At 60.1% G+C, this 13,554-nt stretch carries 12 protein-coding genes, 1 pseudogene and 1 riboswitch; of the genes and pseudogenes, 4 read left to right on the forward strand and 9 right to left on the reverse strand.

Annotated features, from left to right (window positions below; genetic code table 11):
• Window positions 1-11 precede the first annotated feature (11 nt).
• The 3 genes from Q1A71_RS21405 to Q1A71_RS21415 all read right to left on the reverse strand — a co-directional run bounded on the left by Q1A71_RS21405 (window position 12) and on the right by Q1A71_RS21415 (window position 3,570).
• Window positions 12-1,505, reverse strand: coding sequence for a sugar ABC transporter ATP-binding protein (locus tag Q1A71_RS21405; protein WP_299681594.1), 1,494 nt, complete (start codon window positions 1,503-1,505; stop codon window positions 12-14).
• A gap of 23 nt (window positions 1,506-1,528) precedes the next feature.
• On the reverse strand, window positions 1,529-2,482 hold the full coding sequence (locus Q1A71_RS21410) for a substrate-binding domain-containing protein (protein ID WP_299681597.1): 954 nt from the start codon (window positions 2,480-2,482) through the stop codon (window positions 1,529-1,531).
• A 107-nt stretch (window positions 2,483-2,589) separates the two neighbouring features.
• The gene (locus tag Q1A71_RS21415; RefSeq protein WP_299681600.1) at window positions 2,590-3,570 is read right to left on the reverse strand and encodes an ABC transporter permease; all 981 of its coding nucleotides are present in this window, start codon (window positions 3,568-3,570) and stop codon (window positions 2,590-2,592) included.
• Between the two features lie 166 nt (window positions 3,571-3,736).
• Between Q1A71_RS21415 and Q1A71_RS21420 the strand changes: the two genes are divergently transcribed.
• The 4 genes from Q1A71_RS21420 to Q1A71_RS21435 are packed head-to-tail and all read left to right on the forward strand — an operon-like array spanning window position 3,737 to window position 8,014.
• Window positions 3,737-4,573, forward strand: coding sequence for a transketolase (locus Q1A71_RS21420; RefSeq protein ID WP_299681604.1), 837 nt, complete (start codon window positions 3,737-3,739; stop codon window positions 4,571-4,573).
• Entirely contained in the window at window positions 4,570-5,529 is a 960-nt protein-coding gene (locus Q1A71_RS21425; RefSeq protein ID WP_299681607.1) for a transketolase family protein, read from the forward strand. The genes Q1A71_RS21420 and Q1A71_RS21425 overlap by 4 nt, the downstream gene beginning before the upstream one ends.
• A gap of 4 nt (window positions 5,530-5,533) precedes the next feature.
• Window positions 5,534-6,991: an FGGY-family carbohydrate kinase gene (locus Q1A71_RS21430; RefSeq protein WP_299681610.1), complete on the forward strand. Its 1,458-nt coding sequence runs from the start codon at window positions 5,534-5,536 to the stop codon at window positions 6,989-6,991.
• Between the two features lie 45 nt (window positions 6,992-7,036).
• Window positions 7,037-8,014, forward strand: coding sequence for a sugar-binding transcriptional regulator (locus Q1A71_RS21435; RefSeq protein WP_299681613.1), 978 nt, complete (start codon window positions 7,037-7,039; stop codon window positions 8,012-8,014).
• 4 nt (window positions 8,015-8,018) lie between these two features.
• Here the strand turns inward: Q1A71_RS21435 and Q1A71_RS21440 are convergent, their stop codons facing one another.
• The 6 genes and pseudogenes from Q1A71_RS21440 to Q1A71_RS21465 all read right to left on the reverse strand — a co-directional run.
• Window positions 8,019-8,486 carry a 6,7-dimethyl-8-ribityllumazine synthase gene (locus tag Q1A71_RS21440; protein WP_299681634.1) on the reverse strand — a complete coding sequence of 156 codons (468 nt, stop codon included), beginning with the start codon at window positions 8,484-8,486 and terminating at the stop codon, window positions 8,019-8,021.
• Between the two features lie 71 nt (window positions 8,487-8,557).
• A riboswitch (FMN riboswitch) is annotated at window positions 8,558-8,688 on the reverse strand.
• Between the two features lie 263 nt (window positions 8,689-8,951).
• Complete coding sequence (locus Q1A71_RS21445; protein WP_299681616.1) at window positions 8,952-10,241, reverse strand: ATP-binding protein; 1,290 nt, start codon at window positions 10,239-10,241, stop codon at window positions 8,952-8,954.
• A 234-nt stretch (window positions 10,242-10,475) separates the two neighbouring features.
• The gene (locus tag Q1A71_RS21450) at window positions 10,476-11,606 is read right to left on the reverse strand and encodes a lytic murein transglycosylase (RefSeq protein ID WP_299681618.1); all 1,131 of its coding nucleotides are present in this window, start codon (window positions 11,604-11,606) and stop codon (window positions 10,476-10,478) included.
• Window positions 11,603-12,223, reverse strand: coding sequence for an SMC-Scp complex subunit ScpB (locus Q1A71_RS21455; protein ID WP_299681621.1), 621 nt, complete (start codon window positions 12,221-12,223; stop codon window positions 11,603-11,605). Before Q1A71_RS21455 ends, Q1A71_RS21450 begins: the two co-directional genes overlap by 4 nt.
• Window positions 12,224-12,225: 2 nt before the next feature.
• Entirely contained in the window at window positions 12,226-13,122 is an 897-nt protein-coding gene (locus Q1A71_RS21460) for a DUF1403 family protein (RefSeq protein WP_299681624.1), read from the reverse strand.
• Window positions 13,123-13,268: 146 nt separating this feature from the next.
• Window positions 13,269-13,554 (reverse strand): annotated as a pseudogene (locus Q1A71_RS21465) (hypothetical protein); the annotation flags it as partial.

A 13,554-nucleotide genomic window follows, 5' to 3' on the forward strand; every position in this document is an offset into this window, starting at 1 on the left:
TCCTTGCCTGCTCAGGCCGTTGCCAGTTCCATGACCGAGACATCATTGGCCTCGGAATGGTCCAGAATGCCGGTCTGACGACCTGCGGCCATGACCAGAATGCGGTTGGATACGCCCAGAACCTCTTCCAGATCCGAGCTGACCACGATCACGGCAACGCCTTCGACCGCCAGCCCGTGAATGATTTCATAGATCGACGAGCGCGCGCCCACATCGATCCCGCGCGTCGGTTCGTCCAGAAGCACGACCCGGGGATTGCGCGCCAGCCATTTGGCGATCACCACCTTTTGCTGATTGCCGCCGGACATCTCGCTCGCGTTCTGGCGGCCGCGACCCTTGACGCCGAACTTGCCGATATTCTCGTTGGCGAAATTGCGCACCCGCGAGGCGGTGATCCAGCCCGCCTTACCGACGGATTCGAAATTCGAATAGGCGATGTTCTCGGCGATAGAATGGCTCAGGATGATTCCCTGCTGTTTGCGGTCTTCGGGCACGAGGACGATGCCGTTATCAATCGCCGCGCGCGGCGAACGTGGGGTGATATCCTCGCCATTGAGCAGCACCGTGCCCTCCGCGATCGGATCGGCGCCGGCGATGGCACGCACAAGCTCGGTCCGGCCCGCGCCGACCAGTCCCCCGATCCCGAAAATCTCGCCCCGACGCACGTTAAAGTTCACGCCATGAAAGTGACCAAGGGCAGAGCCCAGATTGCGCACTTCCAGCGTGATGTCGTCTGAGGGGCTGGCCAGTGGCGGAAACATCTGATCCATGCTGCGGCCGACCATTGCCTCGACGATGGTGCGCACCGGTATGTCAGCGGTGTCGAATTCCTGCACCTTCTCGCCATCCCGCATCACGACGATACGATCTGCAATCTGTTTGATCTCTTCCAGACGGTGGGAAATATAGATGATCCCGACGCCTTCGGTTTTCAGACGTTCAATTTGCTCGAACAGCAGCTTGGTTTCTTCGCCCCCAAGCGCCGCGGTTGGCTCGTCGAGGATCAGAAGCTTGGCGTTCAGGGTGAGCGCTTTGGCTATCTCGATCAGTTGCTGGCTGGCAGTCGACAAGCCTTGCACGACGCGGCGCGGCGAAACTTCGAGGCCAAGACGTTGCAGACCGCTCTGCGCGCGCCGCTCCATCTCGCGACGGTCAACTCGACCGTGCTTCATCGGATAACGCCCGACAAATACATTCTCAGCGATAGACAGGTGCGGCAACAAGAGTAACTCCTGGTGGATCATGCCGACCCCAGCGTCAATCGCCTCACGTGGTGTGGCGGGCGCATAGGGCGCGCCCTGCCACGTCATTTCTCCGGATGAAGGGAGGATTGTGCCGGAAATGATATTGGACAGCGTCGATTTGCCGGCGCCGTTCTCGCCAAGCAGCGCAACAACCTCTCCCGGTCGCATCTCAAGGTCCACGCCGTGAAGAACTTCGATCGGTCCAAAGGACTTATAGATGTTCTTCAGCGTCAGGATCGGAGATGTGTCGGTCTTGGTCATTGCGCTGCCCTTCGCCCGAGCTCTTACGGGTGCTTTTCGACGAATTGAGCTGCGTTGTCGCAGTCGGTCAGCACGGCGTTCGGGATCTGGCGTGCAGGCACCGACGCGCCCTTGGACACCGCAATCGCCGAGTTCACGGCCAGAACGCCCATCGCCTGGGTGCTCTGCGTCGCCGTTACAACGAACGGCGTATCACAGCGGGCGAGCGATTCCAGAGCTGCCACGTCGCCGTCATAGCCGCCAACCACGATCTGATCAGCCAGACCGGCCGCTTCAACCGCCTTAGCCGCGCCCATCGCGATGCCGTCTGCCTGACCAAAGATCATCTTGATGTCAGGGTTGGCCTGCAGCATGTTCTGCCCGATTGAGAAACCCTCATCCGGTGACCACATCTGGGTCCACTGCTGAGCGACCAGCTCAACGCCGGGGTTCTCGTCGATGGCCATCTTGCAGCCTTCGAAGCGCTGAACTTCCGGAGTGGTCCCTTTCTGGCCATGGATGATGACCATCTTGCCGGAACCGCCAGCGCGTTCGATGATCGACGAGCAGACCTCGTAAGAGGACATCACGTTCTCGCCGTAGATCACGGTATCGCCAGGCTCGCCGTCAGGCTCGCGGTCAACGTTGATGACCGGGATACCTTCGGCACGTGCCAGACGCGTCGGAACAGCAGCCGCAGCCGCACCAGCTGGGATGTAGATGAAGGCGTCGATGCCTTGGGTCATCAGATCCTGCACTTGGCTAACCTGGGTGGCGGTGTCGCCCTTGGCGTCGACGGTGATCACCTCTATCCCCAGAGAGGCTGCGTAGTTTTCAACACCCAGCTTGATTTGGTTGAAGAAATCCGCCTGCAAGTTTGGCACAGCCAGGCCGATCTTCTCGATCCCGATGCCGGCGTGCCCATCTGCTGCAGCTGCGACAGGCAGCATACCGGCGAGTGCGGTTGCGGCCATCAGGGCCTTAAGTGTTTTCGTCATTGGTAGTCTCCTCCATTTGTCGTGTTGGCCCGAGCTTGCGGGACTTTGGAAACCCGATTTCCGTTCGGGCCTTGGGGTATGGAAGCGACGCCTGCCGCTGCCAAATTCTATGCTTTGCGCTGCTTGAAGGTTTCGGCAGCGACAGCCATTACAATCACCAATCCGATGATCACGGCTTGTAGAAAGGGTGACACACTGAGCAGGTTCAGCCCGTTGCGGAGCACCCCGATGATAAGAACGCCGATGATGGTGCCGCCAATTCCGCCGGTACCACCCGAGAGGCTTGTGCCGCCAATTACGACCGCCGCAATAGCGTCGAGTTCGTATGCGATACCAATTGTCGGCTGCACCGCATCAAGGCGGGCGGCCAGAAGCACTCCTGCCAAACCAGACAGGGCTGCGCAGGCCGTATAGACCAGCACCGTGACCCGATTGACGTTAATGCCAGCAAGACGGGCAACCTCGGGGTTGCCACCTACAGCATAAAGCGCGCGGCCTCCTTCTCGGTAGCGCTGAAACAGCAGGGCGACAGCGAAGACCACAAACATCACGGCGACTGTCATTGTGAGCACACCGCCGTAACGGATAATGGCCCCCATGTTGAACCAGGCCGGGAACCCGATGATCTGAGACCCGTTCGTGATCATGCTCGCCAACCCGCGCGCAATCGACATCATGGCCAGCGTCGCGATGAAGGGCGGTACCTTGAATTCGGTGATCAGTAGACCCGATATCAGCCCGGCGACGGCGGCGGCGCCGATCGCGGCTGGTATCGCCACCCCCATCGGCAACCCGGCTTCGACGTTGAGGTAGCCCAGAACCATCATAGCGAGCGCCAGAACTGATCCGACCGAAAGGTCGATCCCTCCCAGCAGAATGACGAAGGTCATGCCAACTGCAATGATCCCGATGACGGTCACCTGATCCAGAATGTTAAGGAAGTTGCGGACTGAAAAGAACGAATCGGTCGCGAATGTGAGGAACGCGCACAGCAGAATCAGTCCGATCAGCGGTCCTGTAGCGCCACCCAAAGAAAAGAAATCCGCAAGCTTACGCCCCCTTTGCGAATTGACGCTCGATTCTGACATTCAACCCTCCCGTGCGCATATTTATGCACAGATGATGAAAAATACTATCCCTAGAAATCCGGCCCTGTCAACAGAACAAACCCAGTGAGACATACAATCCATTCCTTGACGCAGTATGGAAATGTATGTTTAGCTATTAGCGAATATTTATGCAAAGGGCTCAAAAATGACCCCAGAAGACCTACGCAAACTGGCAAACAGGATCCGACGACGCGACCTTCAGGCCGTTTTCGAGGCAGGTGCGGGACATATCGGTGGCGAGATGTCAGTGACCGACATACTTACTGCGCTCTATTTCAAGATCATGCATGTGGAACCGAAGAACCCTAAGGCCCATCAGCGGGATCGTCTGGTTCTCAGCAAAGGCCATACTGCTCTGGCGCTCTACGTTGTATTGGCCGAGAAGGGGTTCATTCCATCCGAAGAAATCTCGACTTTCCTTCAGCACAAATCCCGCCTCAACGGCCATCCCAATCGCGTCAAGGTGCCGGGCGTTGAAACCAATACCGGCCCTCTGGGGCACGGACTGCCAATAGGCGTGGGCATGGCGAAGGCGGCGAAGTTGAATGGTGAGCGCTGGCGCACATTCGTAATCACTGGCGATGGCGAGATGCAGGAAGGCTCCAATTGGGAAGCCATCATGGCCGCAGCTCAGTTCAAGCTCGACAACCTGACGCTTATCATTGATCACAACCGTCTTCAGCAGGGGGCGCGACTGGCTGACACCAACAACCTTGCCCCGCTGGCCCCAAAGCTCGAAGCCTTTGGTTGGGCTGTGGAAGAGATCGACGGCCACGACATGGATCAGATCTGCGCGGCTCTTGCGACCGATACCATTACGGAAGGGAAGCCGAAGTGTATCGTGGCCCACACCAACAAGGGCCAAGGCATTTCCTTCATGTCCGACAACGTCGCATGGCACCACAAGGTGCCCAACGAAGAACAATACAAGCAGGCTATGGCTGAACTTGAGGCGGCCGAACTTGAGGGAGCAATGGAATGAGCAACCCGTTCGAAGGCGCAAAACTGCACGACTGCCGGGATGCCTTTACCTCGGTTCTTGAAGCTCTTGGCGGCGAAAACACCGACATCGTCGCGGTGTGCAACGACTCGGTCGGGTCATCAAAGCTGGGTGGTTTCCGCGACAGGTTTCCCGAGCGGTTGATAAATGTTGGCATTGCAGAACAGAATATGGTCGGCGTCGGGGCCGGGCTGGCCAATGGGGGAAAAATCCCGTTTGTCTGCGCGGCGTCGCCCTTCCTAACGGGGCGAGCGCTGGAACAGATCAAGGCCGACGTTGCTTATTCAGAAACCAATGTGAAACTGGTCGGCATCTCATCCGGCATGGCCTATGGCGAGCTTGGAGCGACCCATCACTCGATCGAGGATTTCGCGTGGATCCGCGCGTTGCCGAATGTGCCTGTTGTGGCCCCCGCCGACCGGAATGAGACTGCGGCCGTCATCAAGTGGGCCGCCGCCTACACAGGCGGTTGCTTCCTGCGCCTAAGCCGTGTCGGGGTTCCCGACTTGCTGCCAGAGGGTCATGTTTTTGAGCTTGGTAAGGCCAATCTGCTACATGATGGCGGTGATCTGACGATCATTGCCAATGGCGTCCTGACCCACCGGGCTCTGATCGCAGCGACTTTGCTGGAGCAGGGCGGGATCAACGCTCGGGTGCTGAACATGGCCAGCGTCCGGCCCATTGACGAAGACGCCATCGTGAGCGCCGCGCAGGAGACCGGAGCGATTCTGACCTGCGAAGAGCACACCACCTTTGGCGGCCTTGGCAGCGCCGTGGCCGAAGTGGTTGTCGATCAGGCGCCAGTTCCAATGACGCGTTTGGGCGTGCCCGGCGTCTTTGCCCACACAGCCTCGGCGAATGCCTTGCTTGATGATTTCGGCATGTCGCCCGAAGCCATCGCAGAAAGCGCCAGCGCATTGATCAAACGGAAAGAATAACAGCATGCGGCAGCGCGCCATTCTTGCAGTTGATGAAGGGACGACGAACGCGAAGGCCGTCCTCGTCTCGCAAGACGGCGAGATCATCGCCAGTGGCGCGGCACCCGTTCCCATCGAACACCCGCAGTCAGGTTGGGTCCAACAAGAGGCGGGCAAGATCTGGCACGCGACACAAGATGCCATGTCCGCCTGTCTTACCGCAGCTCCGGATACCGAAATCGTTGCATTGGGCATCTCGAACCAGCGCGAGTCGGTCCTGATTTGGGACCGCCAGACCGGAACACCGCTCGGCCCAGTCATCACATGGCAATGTCGCCGCACGGCCGAGGCTTGTAATGCGCTGAAAGAAGCAGGGCACGAGGCCGAGGTCATTGCCCGCACCGGCCTGCCGCTTGATCCACTGTTTCCGCCGACCAAAGTGGCGTGGCTTCTGGAACACCACGGAAAGGACGCGGCTGATATTTGCATCGGTACCGTCGACAGCTGGTTGATCTGGCGACTTTCTGGCGGCCGGGTCCATGCGACCGACCGATCGAATGCCGCCCGGACGCAGCTTTTCAATCTTTCTGAAAGCTGCTGGGACGCGCGGCTTTGCGAGCTCTTTGGAATCGACCCATCAATGCTACCCGAAGTGCACGACAGTTCTCATGTGTTCGCCGAAACGAAAAAAGTCCATGCTGTTCCCTACGGCGTGCCCATTGCCTCCGCCATCGGCGATTCCCATGCCGCGCTTTTTGGTCATGGGGCATTCGGCCCGGGCGATGGAAAGATCACCTTCGGCACCGGGTCATCGGTGATGACGACACTCACAGAGTTCATAGCACCGCCGCCCGGGATCACCACTACCATCGCCTGGTCGATGGGCGGGAAATCTACCTTTGCCTTCGAAGGTAACATCCTCGTCAGCGCGTCCATCCTGCCGTGGACAGCCACACTGCTGGGTCTTGCAGACGTGGAAAGCCTGCTCGGTCTCGCACAGACTGTCCCCGACGCGAACGGGGTCTCCCTTGTGCCCGCCCATGTGGGCCTTGGCTCGCCATATTGGAATCCTGAGGCCCGCGGATTGATCACGGGGCTTTCCTTCGGATCAGAGCCCGCCCATATCGCGCGCGCCGCCGCCGAGAGCATCGCGCTGCAGGTGCACGACGTCTTTGCGATTATGGCGGACACGGCCAAGGGTATCGGGCGGCTCTCTGTTGATGGCGGCCCCAGCCAGAGTCCCTTTTTGATGCAGATGGTTGCCGATTACCTCGACCACAGTATCACTCCATGCCGAAACGCCGAAGTCTCGGCCCTCGGAGCGGCCCACCTTGCTGGGCTTGCCACCGGGTTTTGGCAAAACCTCGAAGAGGTGGGTCGTCTCGCACAACATGGCCCTGAAATACTCCCAGCGACACACAAGCAGGTGCGGCAGGCCAGGCTGCACGGATGGAGAAAAGCCGTTGCCCGCACCCTCATGTAAATATAGTGAATAAATATTCAGAAACTTGACAAGCCAGGAATCCCGATGGCCCGTGTACACGAACTTCGTCTGATAGCGCGCGTGGCGCAAATGTATCACGTCGAAGGTCAGCGGCAGGGAGACATCGCACAGCATCTGCGTATTTCTCAGGCCACCGTTTCACGCATGCTCAAGAAGGCACAGGCCGAAGAGATCGTCCGCACGACCGTCGTGTCGCCGTCCGGCACATATGCAGACCTTGAAACCGGACTACGGCAGCAGTTCGGCCTGTCCGAGGCCGTCGTCGTCGAATGCACGGAAGACCGGGACGGTGCGATCATGGCTCGGATCGGCGAGGCCGCCGCCCATTTTGTCGAAGCGACCCTCCAGACTGACGAAATCATCGGCGTCTCAAGCTGGTCCGAGACCATCTTCCAGATGGTGCAGAACATCCATCCGATGAAATCAGGCAAGGCCAAATATGTCGTGCAGATGCTCGGAGGCATGGGCAATCCTACTGTACAGATGCACGCCAACCAATTGGTGACGCGGTTGGCGAAGTTAACTGGCGCAGAACCTCACGTACTCAGCGCGCCTGGCGTCGCGCAGTCGCGCGAAGCCAAGCTGGTTCTGCTGGGCGACACCTTCGTGCGCGAAACGATGGACCTTTTCTCCCGGATCACGCTCGCGATTGTCGGGATCGGCGCTGTCGAACCCTCAGGCATGCTGGCGCGGAGCGGCAACGTCTTCTCGCCCCGCGAGCTGGCCGATCTGACAGCGTCGGGCGCGGTCGGCGACATGAGCCTGCGCTTCTTTGACGCCGAGGGAGCCTATGTCAAAAGCCCGCTCGACGACAGAGTGATCGGCACAACGCTGGAGGAGTTGAGTGCGGTGGACAGGGTGATGGCCTTGGCGGGCGGAAAGGCCAAGACCGAAGCGATCAGAGGTGCGCTGAAGACCGGCATCATCGACCTTCTGATGACCGACAAGTTCACCGCTGAGCGCCTGGTTAGCCCCAACCCTGCCGCACCGCCCGTCACCTGAAAAATTAGGCCGCGGCCTGCGCCACGTTGTTGCGGCCCCGATGCAGGGCCGCCACGTCTATCGCTGCCTCGGCGGCCTCACGCCCCTTCTTGACGAAATGCTCGTGGAAGAAGGTCTGATGCTCTGGAGTCGGCTGGAAATGATGTGGGGTCAAGGAAACAGACAAAACCGGCACGCCTGTTTTCAGACCGGCCTCCATCAATCCGCTGACAACCGCCTGCGCCACGAAATCGTGGCGGTAAATGCCGCCATCAACGACCAGCGCTGCGCATATGACAGCATCATACCGGCCCGTTTCAGCCAGCCTTTGTGCCAAGAGCGGCATCTCGAACGCACCAGGCACATCATAGCTTTCGATCGCGGCATCCGCGTCGAGTTCGCCCAAGCGCTGCTCAAATCCGGCATGCGCTTGATCAACGATCTCGGCGTGCCACCGTGCCTTGATAAACGCGAATTTTGGGGATTTTGTCATTGCTCTAGATCCTTTCCAAATGACAGAATCCCAGAGCATACAGAAGCACGCACGCCGGTTTTGCTCGCGCACCTCATTCTCTTCCATCCGGACTATGACCGTCGGCTCCGGAGTTCCACCGGATCTGCTGACCCATCCCAAAGAATGGCGCTCGCGGGCTATCACCGCCGGTAGGGAGTTTCACCCTGCCCTGAGAATGCGCACGGCGTAGTATTTCATCGTTTGGCTGTCAATGGACTCTACAAGTCCTTTGCAGACCCAGCCACATCCAGCAGATAGAATCCTCCTCTCGCTCACCCAATAAATCGGTTTCAATGCCACAGCGAAGGGTCGCTACTCCTTATGAAGCCAACTTCATGCGTGCCCGGAAATCCAGACATTGAAGGTCCGCTTTGGCAGCCTCAAAAGCCTGCCGCTGCGTTGCAGCGAAAGACCGGAATCCGCCCATCCTACCGAGGGTATCACCTAGCTCAGTCCCACCCTTGTCCAAAACGCGCTAAGCGGAAGAGCAAAGTTTCCGTCTCCAAAGGTAAGCTTGTCCCGCCCAAGATAGAACACCAGACCCACGACGTTGCGCCCCTTGCCTGGCCCATCGCTTGCGAACCACTTCAGGTGCTTGAAATCATCGGCCGAAACCGTGGCCGCGGACTTGACCTCAATTCCGACCAGGCTGCGACCCGCGTCGATCAGAATGTCGATCTCGCGCCGGTCTGCGCTGCGCCAGTGATAAAGCCGGTAATCCCAGTCCTGCATCGGCAATGCGCGCTGTAACTCGCCAACCACGAAGCTTTCCAAAAGACCGCCCAGGGCTTCCGGGCTGTTGCCAATCTCAAACGATCTATCGTTCAACCGGCGCAGCGCCGTGGCAATGCCGGTATCGACAAAATGGAATTTGGGCTGCTTGATATCTCGCTTTCCTTCTCCCGGCATCCAGGCACCGAGCTTGCTCACCATCGAGAGCCGCATGAGAATATCAAGGTACTGATCAACCGTCTCGCGCTTGAGCTTTGTTAGTTTTGCCATTTCCGATGTGTTGATCTCTTGCGCCGTTCGTGCGGCCATCTGATCAATCAAAAGGCGCAGCGCATCCGGCTTGCGGATGGGCATGATATCGGCCACATCCCGATCGACAACCGCATCGACATAGTCGCGATACTGGCGTTGCCTCGACCGCAAGGGAAGTGTCCGGGTCTCCGGAAAGCCACCCGCCAGTACTAGGTCGATATAGTCTTTGCGACCCAGAGGTGCGGGATCGTCGATTTGCACCAGCGACGGCGCATCCTGCATCGCCCAGTCAATCAGGCGGCTCACAGGGGTCCGGTTGACCTCAGACACCGACAACGGCCAAAGCTTGAGGGTGCGCATTCTACCAGCCAGAGAATCCGCGACATCTGCGGTCGTAAAAACGTTGGAAGACCCCGTCAGAACAAACTGCCCTCTCCGGCGGTTCCGATCCACGATCCTCTTGATGGACAGAGCGAGCTTTGGGGATCGTTGCGCCTCATCTATGACAATCGGTGCTGTGCCGTGATCTTCCGCAAGGCTTGTCAGCTGGCCCTCGGGATCTGCGTCCATGGCCGCCAGAACCGCCATATCATCCAAGGTCACGAAACGACCCTCGTCAAAGAGCTCACGCACAAGCGTCGTCTTCCCCACCTGCCGTGGTCCCACGAGGTTAACCACCCGCGCGGAGGCCAGGGCATCGCGCAACTCGGACGTCAGGTGGCGCGGCAGAAAATCATCGAGGTCAGTCATCTCACGAGATGCCTAAGAGAAGTATCACCAAATGTCCATTAGGAGCCACACAATTTGTCCGTTAGATACCGCACGAAACACCCGCCAGTATCACCAGACTTGCACCGCCCGATACCGTGTGCGGTTACGACCACGACAACTTACCACCGCAACGCAAGAGCTTCGCCATCTGAAGATCAATTGGCCCAACCCGTTACCTCCTGAACGGTAACACATCCGCAACGCAATACACCCCTACCCCCGCACCTGCGCCAAAAGCCCAAGCGACGGATCTCCTGTCGGGGCAAGGCCGGCCTGCCGCTGATAGGCCGCGATCGCCGCCCGAGTCTTCGATCCGACCACCCCGTCCGCGCCACCGGTGTCAAAGCCCCGCGCCGTCAGCCCGCGCTGCAACGCAATACGGTCCTGTTTCGTCAGACCATACGTGTCTGGCGGAAAACCTCCACGCAACGGGCCACCCCCGGCGAGGCGGTCGGCCAGATGCCCAACCCCGATCGCATAGCTATCGGAGTTGTTGTAGCGCTTGATGACAGCAAAATTCGCCGTCACCGCAAAACGCGGGCCCCCGGCCTGCGGCTGGATCACGCGCCCGCCCGATGTGCCTTCGCGCCCCCAGCTCAGTCCCCGCCGCCACCCGTTGCGCGACAGATACGCAGCGGCAGAGGCCAACGCATCCGTCGGATCATCCGACCAGACATCGCGCCGACCGTCCCCATCGAAGTCCACCGCAAAAGCCGTGTAGGACGTCGGGATGAACTGTGTATGACCCATTGCACCGGCCCAGGAGCCGCGCAGACGGTCTGCGCTGACCTCGCCCGCCTGCAAAATCTTCAATGCAGTCGTCAGCTGTTCTTCGAAAAACGCGCCGCGCCGCCCATCAAACGCCAGGGTTGAGGTCGCGGACACCACCGGCACATCACCGCGCCGCGCACCATAAAAGCTCTCTAGCCCCCAGATCGCCGTCACAACCGACGCCGGAACGCCATACCGCGCCTCGATCCGGGCCAGAAGGGCTGCGTTCTGCCTGAGGGCCGCGCGCCCAAGCGCCACCCGCTCGTCCGAGACGGCAATGCTCAGATAATCCTCCAGCGTGCGCCGCGTCTCGGGCTGGTTCCGGTCCCGCGTGACCACTCCGGGCAGATAACCGGTGCCCCGAAATCCGCGCGCTAGCGTGTCCTGCGACACACCACGCCGCAGGGCCCGCTGCCGAAACGCCTGGACCCAGGCGTCATAGGCGGCATTGGGCTGCGGTCGCAGGTCGTCGGACAACCCGGACACGCTGGGGCCGCGGACCGGTGCGTTACCACAGGCACTGAGCGCGCACGCGCCCAGTGCCTTCAAAACCCAACGTCGGTTTACAGTCATTTTGCCGCCCCCTCCGTCAACCCTGCATCCTCGAGCTGCTCCCGATCCGGCAGGTCCTGCAGCGACTCCAGATCGAAGGCGACCAGGAACTGATCCGTCGTCACATAGGTGTAGGGCGCGCCACGCCGCGGCGACCGTGGGCCGGTGCCGATCAGGCCCCGCGCGTGCAACCGCCCGATCAGATCGCGGCTGATCTCCTTGCCGAAGATGTCCTTCAAGCCTTCCCGCGTGATCGGCTGGTGATAGGCGATAGCAGCCAGAACGGTCACGTCGAACTCGCGCAGATCAAAGTCCTGATCGCTGACATCTGCAGCGACGCGGATCGCCGCCGCATAGGCCGGTCGGGTCCGCAACACCCATCCGCCTTTGCCTGACACGCTGTGTCCGACCTTCGCCACTTCGAAGGACCGCCCCTCGAGATCGACGGCCAGATCGTCGATGAGCAGATCGACCGAGGCCCCCTGCCCGACCACCCGGGCAAGGTCTTCGCGCGGCACCGGGGACGCACTCGCGAAGAGCACGGCCTCGATCCGACGCATCCATTCGCGCCAGCGCAGGTCCGCAGGCAGGTCTTCCAGTTCCCGGTCGAGCGCTTGGTCACTATGGTCCTTCGCCATCCTCAGATCCCGTAGAGCCGGAAGGTGTCGCGATCCGTCAACTCGCGCACGGCCCTAAGCTCAACAAGCCGGTCGCAGAAACGACGTGCCGCACGATCAGATCGCAGCGGGATCAGGTGCCCCGGTGCAACGGCGTCGCGGCTCAGGAACAGAGCCACAGCCTCATCAGCGCCCTTCGCTCTCAATCTCGGTGCCACGGTCTTCAATCGGGCCGCGCGCCGGACCAACTCACCAATCTCACGCGTCGCCGCACAGGCTCCTACCGCGATCGCCCGATGGCAGGCCAGGCGCAGTTCCACGCCAGTCTTCCGCAAATCGGCGCGCTTCAATCCGAGGGCCAGAAGCGGTAGGACGTGGGACCATCCGAGCGCCTGGGCCAAGGCCGCCTCTGCCAAGAGGAGCCCAGCCCTATGATCGCGCGGGCGCTCTTCCAGAACCAACTGAAGAACTGCGGCTGTTCGGGAGATCGGTGATCTCTGCCTCGCGCCGCACGGGTCGTACCCGTCGAGCCACACTGCAATCTGATCTGGCGCCAACTCCGGCAAGGCCCGGTGCAGCGCCTTTACCGATATCGGTCGCTCGACCGCGCGACGCCACGACAGATAAACCTCACCCGCCGGCCCCGGACTGTCACCCGGCTGCAGGAATGCGACTGCATCGCGCAGCTCGCGCGCCCTTTCCGGTCGTCCCTGATGCGCCGCACAAGCCTCGGCAGCCCGCAGCGCGAGCCGCTGTCTGAGCAAGGTTTGGGGGACGTCATCCTGGTTCAGCACAAGATGCAGGTGGCTCAAGGCTGCGCCTGACAAAAACGCCACATCTTCAAGGGTTTCGGCACGTCCAGAGGTGACCCAAGACGGCATCCGCGGTAACGTGTCGATGCTGTCAGCAACATATGTCATGCCACAAGGCTATCTCCTGGCGGCGCTTTCGTCCACAATATGATGTAAAAACCGCCCCACCCCGCAGCTCTTCGCTATGTCCAATAAGTTTGCCTTATCGGACACATAGGTGATACCCTCAGAAACATGCACGTGTCGTTTTGATTTCATGGGTGGATTCGCCCGAAATCGCGTCTTTCGTCGAGGAAGTTCTCACTCAATCGGTGGACCGGGCTTTTACTCAATCTCTGGACTCTTACTTTGGCCCGGTCAATGGAGCTCTTTTCTTCGTCCGATCGCCGCCTCTGGTGCAGATGCACGGGCACGGCTCTGCTGAACAGCCAACGCACTGTCTCGGGCATCTCAGATTCAAATGCGAGCGCCGCGCCGAAGAGGTCTCCCAGAATGATCAGGGTCAACGCCCGCCAGCGCAGAGGCAGATGCTGGAACGGC

Source organism: uncultured Roseobacter sp., assembly GCF_947493125.1.
Lineage (GTDB): Bacteria > Pseudomonadota > Alphaproteobacteria > Rhodobacterales > Rhodobacteraceae > Roseobacter.